At 31.4% G+C, this 21,547-nt stretch carries 24 protein-coding genes, 2 tRNA genes and 1 other RNA gene; 20 read left to right on the top strand and 7 right to left on the bottom strand.

Going from position 1 to position 21,547, the window contains the following annotated elements:
• Positions 1–28: 28 nt before the first annotated feature.
• Positions 29–1,498 (bottom strand): nicotinate phosphoribosyltransferase, encoded by a 1,470-nt coding sequence (locus B5D15_RS04730; protein ID WP_078695968.1) that lies wholly within the window; start codon positions 1,496–1,498, stop codon positions 29–31.
• 157 nt (positions 1,499–1,655) lie between these two features.
• Here B5D15_RS04730 and B5D15_RS04735 point away from each other — a divergent pair, with 157 nt between their 5' ends.
• Positions 1,656–2,576, top strand: a complete 921-nt coding sequence (locus B5D15_RS04735; RefSeq protein WP_179122195.1) for an RsmB/NOP family class I SAM-dependent RNA methyltransferase — start codon at positions 1,656–1,658, stop codon at positions 2,574–2,576.
• Between the two features lie 18 nt (positions 2,577–2,594).
• Here the strand turns inward: B5D15_RS04735 and B5D15_RS04740 are convergent, their stop codons facing one another.
• Complete coding sequence (locus B5D15_RS04740) at positions 2,595–4,340, bottom strand: ATP-dependent metallopeptidase FtsH/Yme1/Tma family protein (protein ID WP_078695970.1); 1,746 nt, start codon at positions 4,338–4,340, stop codon at positions 2,595–2,597.
• 174 nt (positions 4,341–4,514) lie between these two features.
• On the opposite strand from B5D15_RS04740, the gene rnhA reads away from it, so the two are divergent.
• The 14 genes from rnhA (at position 4,515) to B5D15_RS04810 (ending at position 13,797) form a co-directional block, all read left to right on the top strand.
• Positions 4,515–4,976, top strand: a complete 462-nt coding sequence (gene rnhA, locus B5D15_RS04745) for a ribonuclease HI (protein ID WP_078695971.1) — start codon at positions 4,515–4,517, stop codon at positions 4,974–4,976.
• Between the two features lie 95 nt (positions 4,977–5,071).
• The gene (gene pckA, locus B5D15_RS04750; RefSeq protein ID WP_078695972.1) at positions 5,072–6,646 is read left to right on the top strand and encodes a phosphoenolpyruvate carboxykinase (ATP); all 1,575 of its coding nucleotides are present in this window, start codon (positions 5,072–5,074) and stop codon (positions 6,644–6,646) included.
• 82 nt (positions 6,647–6,728) lie between these two features.
• Positions 6,729–7,160 carry a YaaR family protein gene (locus B5D15_RS04755; protein WP_078695973.1) on the top strand — a complete coding sequence of 144 codons (432 nt, stop codon included), beginning with the start codon at positions 6,729–6,731 and terminating at the stop codon, positions 7,158–7,160.
• Positions 7,161–7,248: 88 nt separating this feature from the next.
• Positions 7,249–7,424: non-coding RNA, 6S RNA (gene ssrS / locus B5D15_RS04760), on the top strand.
• A 55-nt stretch (positions 7,425–7,479) separates the two neighbouring features.
• Positions 7,480–7,554, top strand: a tRNA-Glu gene (locus B5D15_RS04765).
• Between the two features lie 9 nt (positions 7,555–7,563).
• Positions 7,564–7,638: transfer RNA gene (locus B5D15_RS04770), tRNA-Glu, on the top strand.
• 99 nt (positions 7,639–7,737) lie between these two features.
• Positions 7,738–8,097 carry a phage holin family protein gene (locus B5D15_RS04775; protein WP_078695974.1) on the top strand — a complete coding sequence of 120 codons (360 nt, stop codon included), beginning with the start codon at positions 7,738–7,740 and terminating at the stop codon, positions 8,095–8,097.
• A gap of 121 nt (positions 8,098–8,218) precedes the next feature.
• Positions 8,219–9,217: a class II fructose-bisphosphatase gene (gene glpX / locus B5D15_RS04780; RefSeq protein ID WP_078695975.1), complete on the top strand. Its 999-nt coding sequence runs from the start codon at positions 8,219–8,221 to the stop codon at positions 9,215–9,217.
• A gap of 153 nt (positions 9,218–9,370) precedes the next feature.
• Positions 9,371–9,922 carry an RNA 2',3'-cyclic phosphodiesterase gene (thpR, locus tag B5D15_RS04785; RefSeq protein WP_078695976.1) on the top strand — a complete coding sequence of 184 codons (552 nt, stop codon included), beginning with the start codon at positions 9,371–9,373 and terminating at the stop codon, positions 9,920–9,922.
• A gap of 47 nt (positions 9,923–9,969) precedes the next feature.
• A complete protein-coding gene (locus B5D15_RS04790; RefSeq protein ID WP_078695977.1) occupies positions 9,970–10,611 on the top strand; it encodes a TVP38/TMEM64 family protein in 642 nt (213 codons plus the stop codon).
• A gap of 6 nt (positions 10,612–10,617) precedes the next feature.
• Complete coding sequence (locus tag B5D15_RS04795) at positions 10,618–10,848, top strand: DUF896 domain-containing protein (protein WP_078695978.1); 231 nt, start codon at positions 10,618–10,620, stop codon at positions 10,846–10,848.
• Between the two features lie 15 nt (positions 10,849–10,863).
• Positions 10,864–11,424: a 5-formyltetrahydrofolate cyclo-ligase gene (locus B5D15_RS04800; RefSeq protein ID WP_078695979.1), complete on the top strand. Its 561-nt coding sequence runs from the start codon at positions 10,864–10,866 to the stop codon at positions 11,422–11,424.
• Positions 11,424–12,368 carry a magnesium transporter CorA family protein gene (locus B5D15_RS04805; protein WP_078695980.1) on the top strand — a complete coding sequence of 315 codons (945 nt, stop codon included), beginning with the start codon at positions 11,424–11,426 and terminating at the stop codon, positions 12,366–12,368. The genes B5D15_RS04800 and B5D15_RS04805 overlap by 1 nt, the downstream gene beginning before the upstream one ends.
• 19 nt (positions 12,369–12,387) lie before the next feature.
• The gene (locus B5D15_RS04810; RefSeq protein ID WP_078695996.1) at positions 12,388–13,797 is read left to right on the top strand and encodes an aminopeptidase; all 1,410 of its coding nucleotides are present in this window, start codon (positions 12,388–12,390) and stop codon (positions 13,795–13,797) included.
• Positions 13,798–13,807: 10 nt separating this feature from the next.
• Here the strand turns inward: B5D15_RS04810 and B5D15_RS04815 are convergent, their stop codons facing one another.
• The 5 genes from B5D15_RS04815 to B5D15_RS04830 all read right to left on the bottom strand — a co-directional run bounded on the left by B5D15_RS04815 (position 13,808) and on the right by B5D15_RS04830 (position 17,267).
• Complete coding sequence (locus tag B5D15_RS04815) at positions 13,808–14,758, bottom strand: L-threonine 3-dehydrogenase (protein WP_078695981.1); 951 nt, start codon at positions 14,756–14,758, stop codon at positions 13,808–13,810.
• A 605-nt stretch (positions 14,759–15,363) separates the two neighbouring features.
• The gene (locus B5D15_RS04820) at positions 15,364–15,828 is read right to left on the bottom strand and encodes a site-specific integrase (protein ID WP_179122196.1); all 465 of its coding nucleotides are present in this window, start codon (positions 15,826–15,828) and stop codon (positions 15,364–15,366) included.
• A 195-nt stretch (positions 15,829–16,023) separates the two neighbouring features.
• Positions 16,024–16,188 carry an integrase core domain-containing protein gene (locus B5D15_RS15855; RefSeq protein WP_143287200.1) on the bottom strand — a complete coding sequence of 55 codons (165 nt, stop codon included), beginning with the start codon at positions 16,186–16,188 and terminating at the stop codon, positions 16,024–16,026.
• A 6-nt stretch (positions 16,189–16,194) separates the two neighbouring features.
• Positions 16,195–16,962 carry a DDE-type integrase/transposase/recombinase gene (locus B5D15_RS04825; protein ID WP_078695983.1) on the bottom strand — a complete coding sequence of 256 codons (768 nt, stop codon included), beginning with the start codon at positions 16,960–16,962 and terminating at the stop codon, positions 16,195–16,197.
• Positions 16,963–16,970: 8 nt separating this feature from the next.
• Entirely contained in the window at positions 16,971–17,267 is a 297-nt protein-coding gene (locus tag B5D15_RS04830) for a transposase (RefSeq protein WP_078695984.1), read from the bottom strand.
• A gap of 266 nt (positions 17,268–17,533) precedes the next feature.
• On the opposite strand from B5D15_RS04830, the gene B5D15_RS04835 reads away from it, so the two are divergent.
• From B5D15_RS04835 to tnpB, 5 genes are all read left to right on the top strand, one after another.
• Positions 17,534–17,965, top strand: coding sequence for a hypothetical protein (locus tag B5D15_RS04835; RefSeq protein ID WP_078695985.1), 432 nt, complete (start codon positions 17,534–17,536; stop codon positions 17,963–17,965).
• A 287-nt stretch (positions 17,966–18,252) separates the two neighbouring features.
• The gene (locus B5D15_RS04840; RefSeq protein WP_179122197.1) at positions 18,253–19,428 is read left to right on the top strand and encodes an amidase domain-containing protein; all 1,176 of its coding nucleotides are present in this window, start codon (positions 18,253–18,255) and stop codon (positions 19,426–19,428) included.
• A gap of 143 nt (positions 19,429–19,571) precedes the next feature.
• The gene (locus B5D15_RS04845) at positions 19,572–20,567 is read left to right on the top strand and encodes a hypothetical protein (protein WP_078695987.1); all 996 of its coding nucleotides are present in this window, start codon (positions 19,572–19,574) and stop codon (positions 20,565–20,567) included.
• A 174-nt stretch (positions 20,568–20,741) separates the two neighbouring features.
• Positions 20,742–21,062 carry an IS66 family insertion sequence element accessory protein TnpA gene (gene tnpA / locus B5D15_RS04850; RefSeq protein WP_078695988.1) on the top strand — a complete coding sequence of 107 codons (321 nt, stop codon included), beginning with the start codon at positions 20,742–20,744 and terminating at the stop codon, positions 21,060–21,062.
• Entirely contained in the window at positions 21,056–21,370 is a 315-nt protein-coding gene (gene tnpB / locus B5D15_RS04855) for an IS66 family insertion sequence element accessory protein TnpB (protein WP_078695989.1), read from the top strand. Before tnpA ends, tnpB begins: the two co-directional genes overlap by 7 nt.
• Positions 21,371–21,547 lie beyond the last annotated feature (177 nt).

The raw sequence follows: 21,547 nt of genomic DNA on the forward strand, positions 1-21,547 counted from the left end.
TTTAGGGATGCTTAAAGAGTTTTTGCCTTTATTCTTCCGATAGAGTAAATTTTTTAAGTAATTTTTGTTTTGCAGTCCATAATTTAAGCGATAAATCTACATAAAAATTGTGAGGGTTTTCGAATCTTAATACTTCATCCCATAAAGTATCCATTTGACTTATAGAAAAATCTCTTATTTCTTTAACTGATGGGCTATTATATATACATTTGCCCTTATCAAATATTTTTATTAATAGCTTTTTAGCATAGAAGTTTGTAATAGTTTTTTTCTTCCATGTATAAATAGGATCAAATATTTTTAGAGGTTTTGATTCATCAATAACCTCACCAGCAAAAGTTATAAGGTCAGCTATGGCTTTATTAGTTGATTTATCAAAAAGTCTGTATATTTGTTTAAAACCGGGATTTGTTATTTTTTCTGCATTTTCACTTATTTTTATTTTGGGGACTATTTTCCCGTTTTCTTCAACAGCAACTAATTTATATACTCCTCCAAATACTGGTTCTGACTTTGCTGTTATAAGCCTTTCACCAACCCCAAAGGAATCGATTTTTGCACCTTGAGATAAAACATCCCTTATTATATATTCATCAAGTGAGTTTGAAATTACTATACTGCAATCGTTAAAACCAGCATCATCAAGCATTTTTCTTGCCTTTTCTGTAAGATATTTTATATCACCGCTGTCAATTCTTATGCCTTTTGGCCTTATACCCTTTGGCACAAGTTCTTCATTGAAAACCTTTATTGCATTTGGAATCCCTGATTTTAAAACGTTATATGTATCAACTAAGAGAAGGCAATTATCTGGATAAGCTCTTGCCCATGCTCTAAAAGCATCGATTTCATTATCAAACAATTGTACCCAGCTATGAGCCATTGTACCAACAGCAGGTATTCCAAACAATTTTTCAGCGATAGTACATGCTGTAGAAGTGCATCCTCCAATATATGCTGCTCTTGCACCAAAAATAGCACCGTCATATCCTTGAGCCCTTCTTGAACCAAATTCGAGAACTGGTTTACCCTGAGCAGCTCTTACGATTCTGTTTGCTTTTGTTGCTATTAGGGTTTGATGGTTAATTGTTAGAAGAATCATCGTTTCTACAAATTGTGCCTGCATTATAGGACCTTTTACTATAACAAGAGGTTCCCCAGGGAAAATAGGTGTACCCTCTGGAATTGCCCAGACATCGCAGGTAAACTCGAAATTCTCAAGATAGTTTATAAATGTATCATCAAATTCATTTTTACTTTTTAAAAATTCAATATCTTCTTTTGTGAATTTTAAATTCTTCATGTATTCTATCAATTGCTGAAGTCCAGCCATAATACAAAATCCACCATCATCAGGAACTTTTCTGAAAAACATATCAAAATAGGCTGTTTTATTTTCAACACCGTTTCGTAAATATCCGTTAGCCATTGTAATTTCATAAAAATCAACAAGAAGAGTTAAATTTCTATCTTCTTTCCAATCAAATGTAAAAGCCATGTTTTTTTCTCCTTTTAAACAAAATAATGTATCACAATATATTTTAGTATTATAAAAACTTAAATTCAAGAAAATATATTATAATTGAAAAACTTTAAAGTTTAACTATAATTTCTTATAATATAAAAAGATTAACTTAATAAAAGGAGGCAGAAAAGTGGCTTCGATTGGAGAGGTTAAGAAAAGATTACCTAAAGAATTTATAGATAGGCTTTATAAACAATTTACACCTATAACTGCCGATAAAATTCTATACGGAATGGGCAGTGAGAGACTTACTACCCTTAGAGTAAATACATTAAAGTATGACAGGCAGAGTTTAATGAATGATTTTAGACGTTTAAATATTAAATTTGATAGAGTTATGTGGTATGAGGATGCTTTTATCATAAAAAATATGCATGAAAAGGAAATAAGCCAACTTGATATTTATAAAAATGGATATATATATCTGCAGAGCTTATCTAGTATGATTCCGCCAATCCTTTTAAATCCTAAAAAGGGTGAAAAAATACTCGATATGGCTGCATCTCCTGGAAGCAAAACCACTCAAATAGCAGCGCTTATGGAAAATCAGGGCAAAATAATTGCAAATGAAGTGGATAAAATAAGAGCTGAAAGACTAAAATACAACTTATCTCTTCAGGGAGTAAAAATCGCTGATGTAAGATTGGGAAGAGGAGAAAAAATAAAGGAAGAGTATAAGGAAGAATTTGACAGGGTGCTTCTTGATACTCCATGCAGCGGTGAAGGAAGATTTATTTTTAATGAGCCTATAACATATAAAAGCTGGTCATTAAAGGAAGTAAACAGGCTTTCCAATCTGCAGAAAAAGTTGATTGAAAGCGGCTTTAAGGTGCTTAAAAAAGGTGGAACACTTGTTTATTCTACTTGTACTTTGAATTTGGAAGAAAATGAAAATATAGTCGAATATGCATGCTCCAACTTAGGACTTAAAATAGATAAAATAGAGATTGATTTTAAAATTAATAATATTAACAATAATGGTGGTATGCTTAAAATTTTACCTTCAAAGGACATGGAAGGATTTTTCCTTTGTAAATTAAAAAAGCTGTAAGAATAATCTTACAGCTTTTCATGAAGTTACTATTTCATCAATTGTATCATTGTAAATAGTTTCTTTGCTTAAAAGTTCAAAGGCTATTTTATCGAGCTTATCCTTATTTTGCTTTAAAAGAGCAACAACTTCATCGTATAGCTTTATAATGCTTTCGTTGCATATTTTTAATATTTCCTGTGAATTATTTACGCCTTCTCTCTCAAGGAGTTCGTAATTTAAAAGACCTGTGGCGTCAAACATGCCGTAGTATTTGGACATTAAAATCAGTGTTTTAGTAGCATTTTCAATATCTTTATAGGCTCCAGTTGTGATGTTTTCTTTTCCGAATATTATTTCCTCTGCGGCTCTTCCGCCAAGAGCTATTTTTATATTATTTAAAAGATTATTTTTTGTTTGATACATTCTGTCAGGAGAAATATTTAGAGTATATCCTCCAGCACCCTTTGTGCTTGGAATTATTGTAACCTTTTTTATGATGTTTTCAGGACAGACGAGTTTTGTGATGAGTGCATGTCCTGCTTCATGATAGGCTGTTATTTTTTTATCCTCTTCTTTTAAAAAGCTTCTATCCTTTTTTTCTGCACCTGCAATAACTACTCCATAGGCTTTATCTATATGTTCCATAGTTATATAATCTGAGTTTTCTTTTGCAGCAAGTATTGCAGCTTCATTGATAAGACTTTCAAGTTTTGCACCTGAAAAATAAACAGTCATTTGCGCTATTGAGTATAGGTCTACGTTTCCATCTAAAGGTTTATTCCTGCTATGAAGCTTTAATATTTCGTATCTTGCGTTTACATCAGGAAGTCCAACTTCTATGTGCCTGTCAAATCTTCCTGGACGAAGAAGGGCATCGTCTAAAGTATCGAGACGATTTGTTGCAGCCATTACAATAATCCCATCGCTGTCTTTAAAACCAGACATTTCTGCAAGAAGAGCATTTAAGGTTTGATCTCTTTCGTCTGAACCTCCATCGGCTCTTGAATCTCTTTTTTTACCTATTGCATCGATTTCGTCAATAAAAATAACTGCCTTACCCTTTTCTCTTGCTTTTTTAAATAAATCTCTAATTCTTCCTGCACCGACACCTACATATATCTGTACAAAATCAGAGCCGTTTACTGCAAAAAATGGTACACTGGCTTCGCTTGCAAGAGCTTTTGCCATAAGAGTCTTACCTGTTCCAGGAGGACCATATAATATAACTCCTCTTGGCATTCTTGCGTTGTATTTAGAAAATTTTTCAGGAGAAACTATAAAATCAACAAGTTCTTTTATACTTTCCTTTGCTTCATCGTTTCCTGCAATATTATTAAAAGAAATACCTGAAGTTTTTTCTATTTCAGCATCTATTGTTGAAAGTTTGAATGCACCTGAAACACTTTTGCCTCGGGAAGAAATTAGATAAACAGTTGCAGATATAATAAAGAATGAAAAGAGTGAAAGGGGAATAATGTCACTGCTTATAGGTCCTTTACCTTCATGTACATTAATTCCTTTGAGAAGTAGAAATTCTTTGAATGTGTCAGTTCTTGGATTCTGTGTGTAAAATATTTTGCTGTTTTTAAATTTTATCTTTATCATTTCATTATTAGAGATATATACATCGGTTATGCTGCCCATTTCTACTTCTTTTAAAAATTGATTGTACTGAATTATATTTTTGCTTTTTAAAGAGGATTTATAGTTAAAGAAAATTCCAGCAATCAATATAAAAATAGCCAAGGGAATCAATATTCTTTTCTTTTTTATATTTTTCATGAAATCACCCCTTGATAATTTAGTTTACATAATATAGATTATACTTGTTTTATGAAAATTGTAAAATTATTTACATAAATATTTCCTTGTTATTTAATGTTATAATTAACAATAGGTATTAAACGAAAAAATTGATATAATATAAAAAATAGATTATGTTGAGGAGATATAATTATGAAGAAGGTTATAATCTATGCTGATGGAGGATGCAGGGGGAACGGAAAGGAGAATACTATAGGAGGATATGGAATAGTTTTAAAATACAAAGATGTTGTTAAAGAAGTCAAAAAAGGTTTTAAAAATACTACGAACAATATAATGGAACTTACAGCAGTTATAGATGCCCTTTTGCTGCTTAAAGAACCATGCTTTGTTGAATTATACAGTGATTCCGCTTATGTTGTAAATGCATTTAATAAAGGATGGATACAAAAATGGCAGAAAAACGGCTGGGTTACAAGTGCTAAAAAACCTGTAAAAAACAAAGAGCTATGGCAAAAGCTGATTGAACTTACTAAGTATCATAAAGTAGAATTTATAAAGGTTGAAGGACATTCTGATAATGAATTGAATAATAGATGTGATGAACTTGCAAATAAAGCGATGGATGAAATGGAAAATAACATTAATAAATAGAAAAATGCAAGAAATATGTTAAAATAAATCAAATTTGCAATTATCCCTTCATTATTTTATAATAGAATTAGATATAGATGAAGGGATGAGGTCTTATGGAAATAGAAAAAGAATTAAATAATCTGGGATTAATTAATTTTAAAAATGTTTATAGAAATCTCTCAGTATGCAAACTTGTTGAAAATTCAATATTGAGAGGAGAAGGGAACCTGACATTATCAGGGGCTTTAAACATTAATACAGGGAAATATACAGGACGTTCACCAAAGGATAGATACATTGTTGATTCGAAAGAAATACACAATGATATAAATTGGGGAGATACGAATATTGCGATTAGTGAGGAGAATTTTGAAAGACTATATGCAAGATTGCTGGCATATTTTCAAAACAAAGACATATATGTGTTTGATGGTTTTGTTGGTGCTGACAAAAGATATTCTATGTCAGTAAGGTTTATTAATGAACTTTCCTCACAAAATTTATTTGTTCATCAGCTTTTTATTAGACCAACGAAAAAACAGCTTGAGGATTTTTACCCTGATTTTACGGTTATATGTGCTCCAGGATTTAAAGCAAATCCTGAAACAGATGGAACAAATTCGGAAGCATTTGTAATTATAAATATTGAAAGAAAATTAATTATAATTGGCGGTACTATGTACTGCGGAGAGCTTAAGAAGTCTATTTTTTCTGTTATGAATTACTTTATGCCAAAGTATGGTATATTATCTATGCACTGTTCTGCAAATATTGGAAAAGAAAATGATACAGCTCTTTTCTTCGGACTTTCTGGAACGGGTAAAACAACGCTGTCAGCAGATCCTGAAAGAAGACTTATAGGAGATGATGAGCATGGATGGTCTGAAGATGGAATATTTAACTTTGAAGGAGGATGTTATGCTAAATGCATTAATCTTTCAAAGGAAAATGAGCCGCAAATTTGGAATGCAATTCGATTTGGAACTTTGATTGAGAATGTAGTTATTGATGGAGAAGGCAGGGAGGATTATGCTGATTCTAAGTATACTGAAAATACAAGGGCGGCATATCCAATAGAATATATACCTAATGCTGCTACTGAAGGAATAGGAAGTCATCCTAAAACTATATTGTTTTTAACTGCCGATGCCTTTGGAGTGTTGCCTCCTATTTCTAAACTCTCAAAGGAACAGGCGATGTATCATTTTGTATCTGGTTATACAAGTAAAATTGCAGGAACAGAAAGAGGAATAAAGGAGCCTGTGGCTACTTTTTCAGCATGCTATGGAGAACCATTCATGCTTTTAAACCCATTATTTTATGCTAAGATGCTTGGAGAAAAGATTGAAAAATATAATGTCAATGTTTATCTTGTAAACACAGGATGGATAAAAGGACCTTATGGTGTAGGGGAGAGGATTAGCCTTTCTTATACAAGAAGTATGGTAAGGGCTGCTATAACTGGAGAACTTGACAATGCTGAGTATGAGCTGCATCCTATTTTCAATGTGCTTATGCCCAAAAAATGCAGCAACGTTCCAGAGGAAATTCTTAATCAAGTAAATACTTGGAATGATAAGCAGAAATATTATGATACTGCCTATAAACTATTAGAGAAATTCAATAACAATTATAAAAAGTTTCACATACCGGAGTTTATGAAAGAAGCAGCAAGTGCATTAAGATAAAGAGCAGAATTTCTGCTCTTTTTTGTTAAGAAAATCGCTTTATATACGATATATATATAGAATTGATTTTGGAGGGATTTCTATGAGAATAAATAGAGCAGTGAATACATCAAAAGTAACTAATAACAATAACATCGTAAATAAAAATATAAAATCAGAATCCTTCTCTCTATCTCTCGATATGGCAAACAAGGATCAAACAGAGCAGAAGCTGATGAGAATGCTAAGGAATATAGAAAATATAGGAAAAAAGCTTATCTCAACAAGAAGTTTAGAAGATGCAAAAGAGTACAAATCAAAGATACAGGAATATTTATCCTTTGTCGTTAAGAATGTATATATATTGAAGAAGGAATCCTCTCCTTTTAATTATGGAATAAGAGTAAGAATTGAAATAATAAATAAAAAGCTTGATGAAATAACAAAGGAACTTATTGAAAATCAAAAAAGTACTATTGAGTTTGCTGATAAGATTGAAGAGATAAAAGGATTGCTTGTTGATGTATATAAATAATAGGATTGTATGGTAAAGTTAGTTAATGGTAATAATGGATATATATTTCTCTTAACATTGCGTAGCATTTTTGATATAATGAGTATACGAAATCCTGAGATGTTCGTCGAGCCTGTAATTTCAACCGACAGATAAAGTAAGGGAGTTTGCGTCGGTATATGGATGCCGTGTCTATTTATTAGAATCGCAGATATATTCCGCAAAACACCCACCTGCAGAGAGTGCGGGTATGAAATTAACAGGCAGCGGCATGTTGGGAGTTTTTTTATGCTTAACTATTGACATTATTATAAAATATGATAAACTATATTTTGTCAGCGGTCCTATGGTCTAGTGGTTAGGACGCCGCCCTCTCACGGCGGTAACAGGGGTTCGAATCCCCTTAGGACTACCAATTTAATATGGTCCTATGGTCTAGCGGTTAGGACGCCGCCCTCTCACGGCGGTAACAGGGGTTCGAGTCCCCTTAGGACTACCAAAAAATCTATCCTCTATAGGATAGATTTTTTTCATATACATAAAAATAGTATATTTTTTATATATTAGTAAATACTATTTTCGGAGGTGAAATTTATATATGTCACACTACGTCGAAAAATCAAGACCAAGCTTTTTAGGAGCAATTATTAGATTCTTTATAGCTGCAATCGTGTTAGTGGCTACAAGCTATATAGTCCCCGGATTTTTTGTTGCAGGTTTTTGGACGGCTTTTTTAGCGGCCATTGTTATTGCAGCAATTGATTATTTAATATCTGCAGCATTTAATTTTAATGCTTCTCCTTTTGGAAGAGGAGTGGTAGGTTTTTTAGTATCGGCATTAATAATTTATCTAACGCAGTTCATAGTTGGCGGAGTCGTTGTTAGCATATGGGGTGCCATTTTAGCTGCATTTGTCATAGGCGTGCTTGATATTATTATACCTGTTAGATTAATGTAAATATATATAATTGTATTTAAGCAAGTAGATTACTCTACTTGCTTAAATTATGTGCAATATATTTGAAATACAAATAATATATGATATAATATTTATCAGAATTATATTTGGAGGTTTTTGTATGGAACGGTATGATATTGCCATGGGTATTGTAAGGGTTACAGAAGCAGCTGCTCTCTCTTGCTCTAAGCTTCTTGGACGGGGAAGTGTTGAGCTTATAGAAAAGGCTGCAGTTGATGGTGTAAGACATGCATTTGAATTGCTGCCTATTAAAGGAAGAGTAGTTATTGGAGAATGCGAACTTGATAAATGCCCTATTCTTTACATAGGAGAAAAAGTAGGTATGTGGGAGGATGGTCAGGAGGAATTTGATATTGCTGCAGATCCATTAGACGGCTCGATACTTGTTGCAAAGGGAAGTCCTAATGCTATTTCAGCCATTGCTGTTTCAAAAAAAGGCGGAATTTTCAGAGCACCTCAGATATATATGCAAAAGATTGCAGTAGGACCTAAAGCTAAAGGTTCAATAGATATCAATTTATCATTAAAAGAAAATATTTATAATATAGCAGATTCATTAAATAAGGATGTTAAAGAAATTACAGTTATGATACAGGATAGGCAAAGACATGAAAAACTAATAAAAGAAGCAAGGGAAATAGGAGTTAGGGTTAAACTTTTTAAAGAAGGAGATGTTGCGGCTGCCCTTGCAACAGCTTTTGAAGATACAGGAGTTGATATGCTTATAGGTATAGGCGGCGCACCAGAGGGTGTTCTTGCAGCTGCAGCTTTAAAATGCCTTAGGGGAGAAATTCAAGTAAAACTTCTTCCGGAAAATGAAAGACAGATTGAAATGTGTAAAAGGGCAGGTATAGAGGATATAAGCCGAGTTTTAGAAATTGAGGATCTTATAACTGAAGATGATGTATATTTTGCTGCAACAGCGATTACTGACTGTGATATTTTGAAAGGAATAACCTATAAACAGGATATAGTTAAAACCCATTCAGTAGTTATGAGATATGAAACAGGGGTTGTTCGCTTTGTTGATGCGACTCATAAACTTGATAGCAGCCTTTTAAACATAAGAGAAGACTTTAAATTATATAAAAAAGTTTGAATAATTTTTATAAAAAGATATATATAGAACTATTTTCTTTATTACATATAAGAAAATAGTTCTTTTTTGCAAAGCTATTAGTGGTTGCTAATTATAAATTTTTCTGGTACTTTAAAACATAAGAAAATACTAAACTAAAAAGGGGAAGATAATTTGAGAACCTTTATTACTCTTGAATTTGATAAAAAGACGAAGGAAGAAATTATAGAGATTCAAAAAATGATTAGAGAGAACAGTTATTCAGGAAGATTCAAGTATATTGATAATTTTCATCTTACTCTTAAATTCTTAGGTGAAACAGATTTGATAACAATTGACATGATAAATGATGAACTGAATAAAAAATTAAAGGGTTTTAAATGTTTTAAACTTAATTTTTCTGGCATTGGAGCCTTTGGTGTGGGTAGAACAACAAGAACTATATATTTAAAAGTAAAAAACCCTTTGGATAGAATTAATCACCTTTTTAATATTGTTGATGAAGCTACGGCATTATATGGTTTTAAATTAGAGAATAAATATGTACCTCATGTTACTATTGCTCAGGATGTTGAACTAAAAATACCCTTTAATGAAATAGCTGATAAATCTGAGAGCTTATTTAATAAAGAAATATTTTTTGATAAATTAGTTATTATGAAAAGTGAACAAAAATCAGGTAAAAGGATATACTCCCCATTAAAAACAATTCTGTTTGATAAATAATCTAAATATAGCATAATATATTTATAGAAATTGATGGGGATGATTTAATGAAAAAAAGTCGCATTCCTGCATTACTTTTTTTAATCATTCTGATAGGAGTAGTAATATATTTTAGAAGAGATATTGCAGCAGTTACAAAAAATCCTCAACTATTTAGAGATTTTATAAAATCTTATGGAAATTTTGCTATTCCAATATATTTGCTATTAAGTTCAATACGTTCGGTTTTTCTTCTCCCTGCAGGTGTATTTGCAATAGCATCAGGAATTACTTTTGGTGTATTTTTGGGCTCAATTTTAACCTGTATAGGAGTGACTTTAAGCGGAATATTAGCTTTTTTTATTTCAAGAATTGCAGGGAAAAGTTTTGCTGTAAAATTATTTGGAGATAAAATAAAAACTGTTGAAAACAAAATTAAAAACAAGGGAGCGTTATATATCGCTGCACTTAGAATGGTGCCCATATTTCCTTTTGATGCAATAAGTTATGTTTCCGGTTTTTCCAATATAAAATTGACGAGTTTTATATTTGGAACATTTATAGGAAGTGTACCTGGAGCCTTTGTTTATACATACCTTGGCAGTAATATTGTAAATATACATTCAAAGCAGTTTATTTTATCTTTATGTTTAGTTATAATAATTTCGTTGATACCATTATTATATAAGTATGTATTAAAGAGAGGATGATATTATATGGTAACAAAAGAACAAATACAAAGAATTAACGAATTATATAAAAAGCAGACTGAAGGAGGTCTGACAGAAGAAGAAAAAAAAGAACAATATGAATTGAGAAGACTTTATGTAGAATCTGTTAAGGAAAATTTAAGATCACAGCTTGAAAAAATTAAGATAGTAGATGAAAAGGAAAATAAAATGATGAATAATGATGGTAAATGCAGTTGTCATAATCATAAACATTAAATTTAAGGTGAAAGTATGAAAAAAGAAATTAGAAAAAAGATGATTTTTTTGAGAGATAGTTTTCATAAAGAAGAATTGGACAAACTAAGCAGCCAAATCATTAAAAACATTATAAACTGGTCATTTTATAAAAATTCTACTGCTATAATGCTTTATAGCAGCATAAAAAGCGAAGTTAGAATTAACGATTTATTAAAAAAAGGCATAGAGGATAAAAAAACAATAATACTGCCTAAGACTTTAAAAGACAACAGAGAGCTTTTGCCCTGCATTGTTGAGGATATAAAGGAACTTCATATTGGAAATTATGGAATACTTGAGCCTATGGGTAGTAAAGTTTTAGATAAAAACAGCATTGATATTATCTTTGTCCCAGGGGTTGCATATGATTATAATGGTTTTAGAATTGGCTATGGAGCGGGATATTATGATAGATTTTTGAAGGATTATAAAGGAATAAAAGCAGGTGTATGCTATAGTTTTCAAGTTATTGATGATGTATTTCATGATTTATATGATATAAATATGGATTATTTGATAACTGAAAAGGGAATAATTAAAACTGGTGATATTTAATGAATGTGTATTCTATAGATAATGAAGTAAATAAAATTGAACATTATGAAATAGATTTTAATAGTAAATGTTTTTATTGGATTGATATGAATCCGGAGGAGCTTAAAAAAAATAACAAGAATCTATTTAACTTCGAATACGATACATTAAGTGAATGCGAAAGCGTAAGCCAGTTTGCAAAGGTAGATTTTTATGATAATTATACCTTTCTTGTTTTAAATTCCCTTAAACATGAAAATGGGGTTGTAAAGCCCGATGAATTTAATATATTTTTAGGGAAAAACTATATAGTTACAGTATCAAAAAATACCGTTAAAATATTAAATGAACTTCAGGATGAAATAATAAATTATAAGAACAGCATATTTTTTTCAAAGGAAAAATCTCCATCAAAATTTTTATACTACATTTTAGATAGACTTATACTTAACGATTACGAAATTATAAACAAGCTTGAAAATACTGCGGATGCTCTTGAAATACAGATGATGAAAAACCCTGATGGGCAGTTTCTGCAGGCGCTTTTACACTTAAGGCATCAAGTACATACCTTAAGGAGATGTGTTGCTCCTTTAAGATATATAGGAGATAATTTGCTCTGTAATGAAAACAACATAATTGAAAAAGAGTGTATCAGGTATTTTAATCAAATAAACCTGAAAATAGATAAGCTAATGTTTTCCCTTGAGAGCCTTATTCAGTATATTGTCCTTGTTAGGGAAGCTTTTGAAGCGGAAATAGCAAATAAAACCAACGGATTGATGAAACTTTTTACGATTATAGCTATGTTCTTTTCGCCGCTTACTCTTATAACGGGTATATATGGAATGAATTTTAAAATACCCGAATATAGTTGGAAGTATGGATATTTTTATTCACTTTTTCTTATGGCTTTTATATCCGCAGGGTTGTTTGTTTATTTCAAGAGAAAAAAATGGTTATAAATTTAATAAGGAGAAAAAAATGGAAAATAGTAATGGTTATATTTTAAATATAGATAAAAAGTCAGTATGGGAGTATAGGAAAAACGATAAAAAGTTAAATATATTTGCTGAAGAATATAAAAATTTTATAAGCATTGCAAAGACTGAAAGAAGGACTATTGATTGCTGCGTAAAAACTGCTAAGCAAAAAGGTTTTGTTGATATAGATGAAGTTATATTGTCAGGTAAAAAACTAAAAAAAGGAGATAAAGTTTATAAATTAAATAGAGGCAAGGGTGCAGCTTTTTTCTTTATTGGGAGTGAACCTTTTAATTTTGGTATAAAAGTTATTGCAGCGCATACCGATACTCCAAGACTTGATTTAAAGCCGAGACCTTTGTACGAAGATAATGGATTAGCGATGCTTGATACCCATTATTATGGTTCTATTAAAAAATATCAGTGGACAACTATACCTTTATCCCTTCATGGAATTGTTATAAAAAAGGATGGCAGTTTAGTAGATATTAACATTGGAGAAGATGTCAATGAACCAGTTTTTTATATAAGCGATTTATTAATACATTTGGCGGAAGAACAGATGCAAAAGCCTTTATTCAAAGGAATTGAAGGGGAAGACTTGAATATAATCTTAGGTAATATGCCATTTGGTGATTGCAATTTTGATGATAGGGTAAAATATAATATCTTAAATATTTTATATGAAAAATATGGAATAATCGAAGAAGACCTGATATTTGCAGAAATTGAAGCAGTTCCGGCAGGTACTGCAAGGGATGCTGGACTTGATAGAAGCATGATTGCATCTTATGGACAGGATGACAGGTTAGGTGTATACTCAGCCTTTAGAGCATTACTTGATTCAAATAATGAAGAAAAAACAAAAGCTCTGCTTTTAGTTGATAAAGAAGAGACGGGCAATTTCGGAAGTACAGGTGCAAAATCTAAATTTTTTGAATATGCATTATTTGAGATTTTAGAGCTTACATCAGGTTATAATGAATTCAAACTTCTTGAAACCTTAAGAAATTCTAAAATGTTATCTATTGATGCGATATGTGCATATGATCCAAATTATAGTTTTGCCTTCGATATAAATAACTCTGCCTTCCTTGGATGCGGTGTTGTATTAAATAAGTATAATGGAGTTAAGGGCAAATGCGAAACTAATGATGCAGATATTGAGTTTCTTTCATACTTAAGAAAAATTTTTGATGAAAACGATATTGTTTGGCAGCATGCTGAATTTGGAAAAGTAGATGCAGGAGGCAGCGAAACCATATCCTATATACTTGGACAATACGGAGCACAGGCTGCTGATATTTCTTTTCCTCTGCTTAGTATGCATTCACCTTTAGAAGTCAGCAGCAAAGCGGATATATATGAACTTTACAGAGCATGTAAAGCGTTTTTTCAAAGCAAAAAGTAGGACATTTGTCCTACTTTAATTTTACACTTAACTTTTCTATCATATCTTTAGTCATAAGGGTAAGATTATATTTGGGATTCCAGCCCCATTCTTCTCTTGCAGCGCTATCATCAAGAGAATTAGGCCAGGAATCAGCAATTGCCTGTCTTATTGGATCTACGTTGTAGTCCATAATAAACTCAGGAATAATCTTTTTTATTTCTGAATAAATGTGTTCCGGTGCAAAACTCATAGCAGTAATATTAAAAGCGTTTCTATGAATCAGCTTATCAGGATTTGCTTCAATAAGGCTTACTATAGCATTGAGAGCATCAGGCATATACATCATATCCATATAAGTTCCTTCTTTTATATAGCAGGTATATTTTTTGTTCTTTACAGCTTCATAATATATATGCACTGCATAGTCAGTAGTTCCACCGCCTGGAAGTGCTTCGTAGGATATAAGCCCGGGAAATCTAACTCCTCTTGTATCTACACCATATTTGCTGAAATAGTAATCACATAATAGTTCTCCTGCAACCTTTGTAACACCATACATAGTAGTGGGTCTTTGAATTGTATCTTGAGGAGTGTTATCCTTTGGAGTTGAAGGACCAAAGGCTGCAATGGAACTTGGAGTGAAAACTGCACAGCCTTTTGACCTTGCTACTTCAAGAATATTAAAAAGTCCATACATATTTACGTTCCAAGCTAACGATGGATTAGATTCGCCAACTGCTGATAATATTGCAGCCAGATGTATAATAACATCGGGATTATATTTTTCAACAGCCTCATCTATTTTTCTAACATCAAGAACGTCGATAATTTCAAAAGGTCCTGCTTCAATTACTTTTTCAGAGCCTTTTTTAGCAATATCGCTTGCTATAACATTGTTATTTCCGTAAATGTTCCTAAGGTACATGACAAGTTCGGTTCCGATTTGCCCTAAAGCTCCTGTTACAAGTACTTTTTTCATAATAGTATTACCCCCTAAGATATATAATTTATATTAAAAAAACAAATTATAGACAGTATTTAACAATAATTAATTATTTTCCAATTAAAAAAATATTCTATATTCTTATATTTTAATTATAAATCATAATGGGGAAAAAATAAAATATTATAATATACTATTATATAATTTTTAATATTAATTGTTTATATTTTAAAGCATTAAATAATTAAAAGGGATCCGAGCAGGATCCCTTTTAACAAGGTGAAAATTATAATTTTCACCTTGTCGAAATATTGTTTTAATAAGTAGAGGTATTTATTTATGCCTATCATTATTTTTTCCACTAATATTAAATTTATTCAAAAAAATAAAAAAACCATACATAAAATATGGTTTCAATGGTGCCGAAGGCGGGGGTCGAACCCGCACGGATTTTACTCCACCGGATTTTGAGTCCGAAATATTTCTTAATAAGAAATATTTGTTGATATTAGAATTTTAAATGGTTTAACAAAACTGTATAAACAATGATAATATTTCTTTTAAAGAAATATTATCATATTTGGAAATGATTTTTTTTAATTTCTAAATGTTTTGTGCGGTAAAAAGTGCGGTATAAATTATCATAAAAAACTAATCTTATCCAATATTTCTTTATTAAGTTTATCTTTAAAGTCATCACTTATATGTTGATATATTCTTTTAATTGTTTGCAAATCATCACCAAGTCTTTGAGCAGCAAATAAATCAGGAATTCCATTTTTATATAACCAAGTGGCATGGTAGTGTCTTAAATCATGGAATCTTATATCTTCTAAACCAATCTTTTTCATATCTTTAGCAAATTGTTTTGAAAATGTATCCGGCCTGAAATTAAATATTCTATCGCTTAAAATTTTTTGCCCTTTTCGCCTTTTTTCAAATAAATCAAATACTTCTTTCGGAGCAACTATTGTACGAATGCCATTTTTACTTTTTGTGTTTTTTTCAATATAACCTTCAGTAGATATACACAATGATTGGTCTATTTTAATTGTCTGATTAGTCTTATCTACATCATTCCGGATTACCCCCCGAAGTTTGGACAAAATCTCTCTAAATCTACGAATATCTTAAAATATCATTTTTCATTACATTGCATATATTAACCGGTTGCCCTTTACATTGAGCCTTAAAGGGCTATGTTCTGTTACCTTGCAGGGAACCATATAAGGCCAGCCAAAACCAAGGCTGCCATGCCTGCCCTCAATGTAAAGGTTACGCTTTGTCAACCTTACTATAGATTAAAGATGTATAGCCATGCTTTCAATTTCTTTACCTTTATTTAGCGCATAAAATATTTCTGGTGCTTTATACTTTAAGCTGGAGTGAAGCCTTTTTGTATTGTAGCGCTTCATAAACCTTGCAACTTCAGCATATGCATGTCCAAAACTGCAAAACTCATGGATTCCTAATCACTCATCCTCAAAGATCCTGTGAAATGCTTCTATATGTGCATTTTTATTAGGAGTCCTGCAAGGAATTCTTTCATGGTATATATTTATTTCATTGCAGATTTCTTCAAAAAGGTTACTTGTAAACTGAGGCCCATTATCAGTTCTTATTACTGGTTTTACCTCAGCATCATACAGTTCCCTTTTTAAAAGGCAGCGCTTTAAAAGGCTTACAGCATCTGTGCTTTCGCACCTGTAACCTATGTGATAACCTATTATTGATCTGTCAAAAACATCAATGACAGACAGTACAAAGAAAAACTTGTTTTCCCCTGTTATATATCCATACTTTATATCAGCTTCCCAAAGTTCATTTGATCTTTTTATTATTCTGTTTACAGATATTTTGCTTGTTACCTTAGGTTTAATAACTCTCTGTTTTCTTAATATACCAAGCTCCCTGCACAGCCTGTAAACTTTCTTATGATTAATAGTTAAGCTGTGGTTATCCCTCAGGTATTGAGTAATCTTACGGTATCCATAAAAGAGAGCTTCATCTTCATCTTGTACGGCTTCCATAATATATTCTTTAATTTGTTCATCACATATTTTCTTTCCGGCAGCATCCAAAGAGTAGCCTGCAATAGGCCGGCCGCTACTGAAGGATTTTTTTGCGACATGAAATTGCATTGAGACATGATAGTAATAGGTCGATCTGTTCAGACCTACTATTTTAAGAACCAAAGAAGCGTTATAGCCTTCATCTATATATTTCCTGGCTATTTCCACCTTATCAGCTATAGACGGTTCGTTTTTTTTAAAAGGTCCTTTAGTATTGCTATTTCAAGATCCTTTTCACCCAGGATTTTCTTTAATTTATCATTCTCCTTCTCAACTTCTTTCATATAGTTTGGTGAATTAAAATCACTTGATTTTGGTCCTCTTGTCCCTGCTGCACGCTTGTTTTTCATCCAACCACTTATTGTTGTTGGAGCAATGCCATGATTTCTTGCGACTAATGATATATTACCTGTTTCTTCAACTTCTTTTAAAATTTGCTGCTTTAATTCTTCTGAATGAGCTTTTCCTTTCATCTTAGACTCCCCTTAAACTTGTTATTTTTATTCTACCTAAAAGTTCGTAGATTGTCCAAAATGATTAAGGGGATTAAGAGCAAATTACTGCCAACTCTGCATAGAAACACTGGAATAAAGATTGCAGAAAGCGTTGAAATTACAGGCACAGACTTAGGTCCATAAAGTTCAGAAAATTTTTCTAAAAAATTTTTTATTTTCTGTCACAAAAGCCTCTTTTGATTTGTTTTATTTAATGAGAACAAAAATACGAGGAGGTTTTTTCTATGTTAAAGAAAAGGTTTTTATCCGCAGCATTGGGCATGCTACTTCTTCTGAACGTGTCAGCACCGACAGCATTGGCCGCAGGAGAAACAAGCGCAGCGCCGGAGTCAGTGGTGTCCATTCAGTATGTTTACATCAATCAGGCAAGCACCTCGCTCACTATTTCATCAAGCGGAACGGCCACTGTGTATGGGTATGTGCAAAAAACACCGGCCGGAAAGAACATTTATCTTACATCTACTTTGCAGCGTTATTCTAACGGCACATGGTCAAACGTGAAAAGCTGGTCTAAATCTTCAACATCTTCGTCGGCATCCGTACTGGAAACATATCAAGTGAGCAGTGGGACTTACAGGGTTGAGACATATTACTATGTATCCGGCGACGGCGGATATGAGTCTGGCACGATTTACAGTAAGACTGTAACTTATTAGAACAATGATATCGTTTTGTTGATAAAATTTAAATCTAATTAAATAAAAATTAGAGAGGAGATATTACCATGAAAAATATTTTTAAGAAAGTATCATTACTTTTATTAGTAAGCTTTTTGGTGATTTCATTTCTTTCATCAGCAACTTACGCAATTGAAAACACAGAAACAAAAGATCTAAAGCAAGACATAAGTAAAACAAAAAATATAGAAAAGATTTATAATATTGGTCAGTATAAAGAAATTGGCGATTATCTCTATAACTACTTCAATAATCTGTATAAAATATTGGAGACTGGGGATATATCAAATTTCAAGCAATCTTCATCTGATAGCAATACTTATATAATTCTTAAAGACTTAGAGTACAAAAGTAATCTGTACAAGATATTCCATAATGGCATTAAAGATATATCAGTAGATCAATTTATTATTAAAGAAGTTAAGGAAAACACTGATGATATTGACGTTATTGTTTATGTTAATGTATCTTATGTGTTTAATAAAAATGAAAATAGTTCAATGGGTGCTCTATATAAAGTTAAATTAAAGAAAGGAAACGACGATTCTGCTGTTATTGGAATGGATACTACAAGTATTGACATCCAAATAGTTAAAGATACTATAAAGGCTAAAATGTCCAGTATTAATAACAGCATCAATGGTAATTTAGAAGAACTCAAGATTGTTGATGATTTATATAGCAAGCGAAATGAAAAATTACCGGAAGAAAAGCAAAAAGCTGATAATGCTGCCAAGCTAAATACATCTTTGAATATAGGAAATGTTGTTGTAAACAGTTCCTCTCTAAGTACAACATCGGTTAATGTAAGTTATACAGCATCAGATTCCCGTTATTATGGTTGGTGGTTTGGAGATCATTACGAGAACTACATATTCAAAAGAGCAAGCCTTGATTGTACTAATTTTGCTTCACAATGTATTTGGAGCGGATATGGCGGTTGCAGTGGTTATGATATTTCTGACATTGGATATGATTCAAGTTATTATAATAATTCAACTGCACAAGCGTTAAGAGCAAGGGTGGCTAATAATTATAGGCAAACAAGTCAATGGTATGGTAGGAATTATGATTCACCATATGGTGACCCTATAACAAACTTTTGTAGCGTAGCAAATCTTTGGAATTATGCCACTTCAAATACTGGTAACGGTCCTAAAGCTGACGGATATAATAATAATTCAGTATATACAGATTTAAGCACTCCTATGAAACAGGGTGATATTCTGCAATTTTACAATCCCGATACTCAGACATGGTATCATTCTGTTATAGTTGTTACTACAACTGATTATACAGTTTCACAATACACAAATGTAAGAGTAGCACAGCATGAAAGTGAATATTACTGGCGACCTCTAGATGAATTAATTCAATATTTTGGAGGAAGCACATGTAAAATGAGACTATTAAGACCCAAAAGTACTACTTTTGCTTCCTAATCCACTTATTTGTCATATGTTAGGATTATATACCGTTTAGGTATAGTTAGTCAACCAAAATATGTACCGTAGGGGTATCTAATAACGATAGATACTCTAATATATTATAACAACAAAATTAACTGTTAAGGAGGGCAATTACAATGTATAAAATGTATAATGGGATATTTATTTTTATTACTTTGTTGATTTTATTATCTGGATGTACTTCAGTTAATAAAAGTAATAATGTATCTAATGGTAAACCGGAAAGTAGTGAATTTATTAACTACAATATTGGAAGGAATCCCAATATGTTTATTATGAATTCCAAGGGGGATACAATATATTATAAATCTTTTGTCACGGTAAATAATGAAAGATTGTACCAAGGTTTATATTCAAAAAAGATTGACGGAAAAGGAAGAAAGTTATTATATAATGATTTCGAAGGCTTTTTGAATGTATACAATGATTTATTGTACTTTACAGATACAAAAGGACAACTAGTTGAATTAAATATGACTTCACTTAAAGCAAACATTATTGATGGCAATGATAAATATCATATTTATGGTCCTTTGGTCATAAGCGATATACTGTTTTATAATAGAATTGATAACAACGATAAATGTGCTCTGATAGCATATTACATTAAAGAAAAAAAGGCTATTGAGGTTGCACAAGATATTTATTGGAGATTTCTAAGCAATTATAAGGATAATATATGTTTTCTTGATAAAAACAGAAATATAAATCTTTGGAATGCAACTTCCAAAGAAATTACTTCATATGGTTTTTTTGATATGGAAATATTACAAATGTTGAATGATGGAAGTGTAATAGGTTATAAAAATAAAAGTTATATAAGGAGTTTAAATGGAGAGACATCTGTATTATTTGAAATAGAAAATATGTTTAATTCCATAATAATTGATAACTGCATATACGTTTCTACTGTTGATAAACATAATTATACACAAATATTTAGATATTCATTAAAAACCAGCAAATTAGATAAAATTGCAAGTGTAGATTTCCCATTAATAGGGTACTGTGGCAAATACTTATTCTGTTCTTCGGATTCTGGTATGGGTGATCTTTTAATTGTTAACACTGATAATGGAGAAATTAAAACTTTTGATGATAGGTTTAATTGACGGCATTTGTTCTGATTAGACGTATTAACATGGAATATTGTAGTAGATTAATTGGAAAAAGTTCGAATAAAAGCCTGGGTTGAGTTGTACTAGCGTAAGCGTCAAAAAATTTCCGCATAGATATAGGCAGATACTCCTGATAAAATTACAGATATAAAAAAGGAGGTATCTGTAATGGAGAACACATCAAAAAAGGCATTTTGGGAAAATATCATACAAAAATATTCTTCTTATGAAGGCTCATTAATTGATTTTTGTACGGAAAATAATATAACTAAGCGTCAGCTTTATTATCATAAAAACAAATTTAAAAATTCAAACAAACCAGTATTTCATGCAATAGATTTAAAGCCTATTAAAAATAAAAATACAAATAATGCTCAAGAGAAAAATAATAATATACGTATAGAAATTGGCAAAGCTAATATAATTATACCTGCAACTGAAGCAGAGCTAATAAAAATTATACTTAAGGAATTACAATCAACATGCTGAGCATTAATAATGTTGACACTGTATATCTTGCCTGCGGCGTAACAGATTTAAGAAAAAGCATCGATGGATTAGCTCTTATTGTTCAAACACAGCTTAAGCTTAATCCTTTTGAAAAAGCATTATTTGTATTTTGCAATAAGCAGATGAATAAATTAAAGGTACTGCATTTTGATGAAGGTTTTTGGCTCTACTATTACCGATTAGAAAAAGGGCGTTTTAAATGGCCAATGACAAAGGCGCAAGCCTTAGGAGTAAACTTAGAAGAATTAAGATGGCTTTTAAAAGGTTATGAGGTAAGAACTGTTTGAAAATTTAAGCCAATTGACAGTAAAAACTATTATTAAAAACTTGCAAAAATCCTTCTAAACCTTGATAAATCAAGGTTTTTTGGTATAATAATATTATAAAAGATGAAGGCTCTGGTACAAAAATGGTTGGCTTAAATATAGAAAACCAATTAAATGAAAATGCAAAAGATATAATTT

Source organism: Caloramator quimbayensis (genome assembly GCF_900167605.1).
Lineage (GTDB): Bacteria > Bacillota > Clostridia > Clostridiales > Caloramatoraceae > Caloramator_B > Caloramator_B quimbayensis.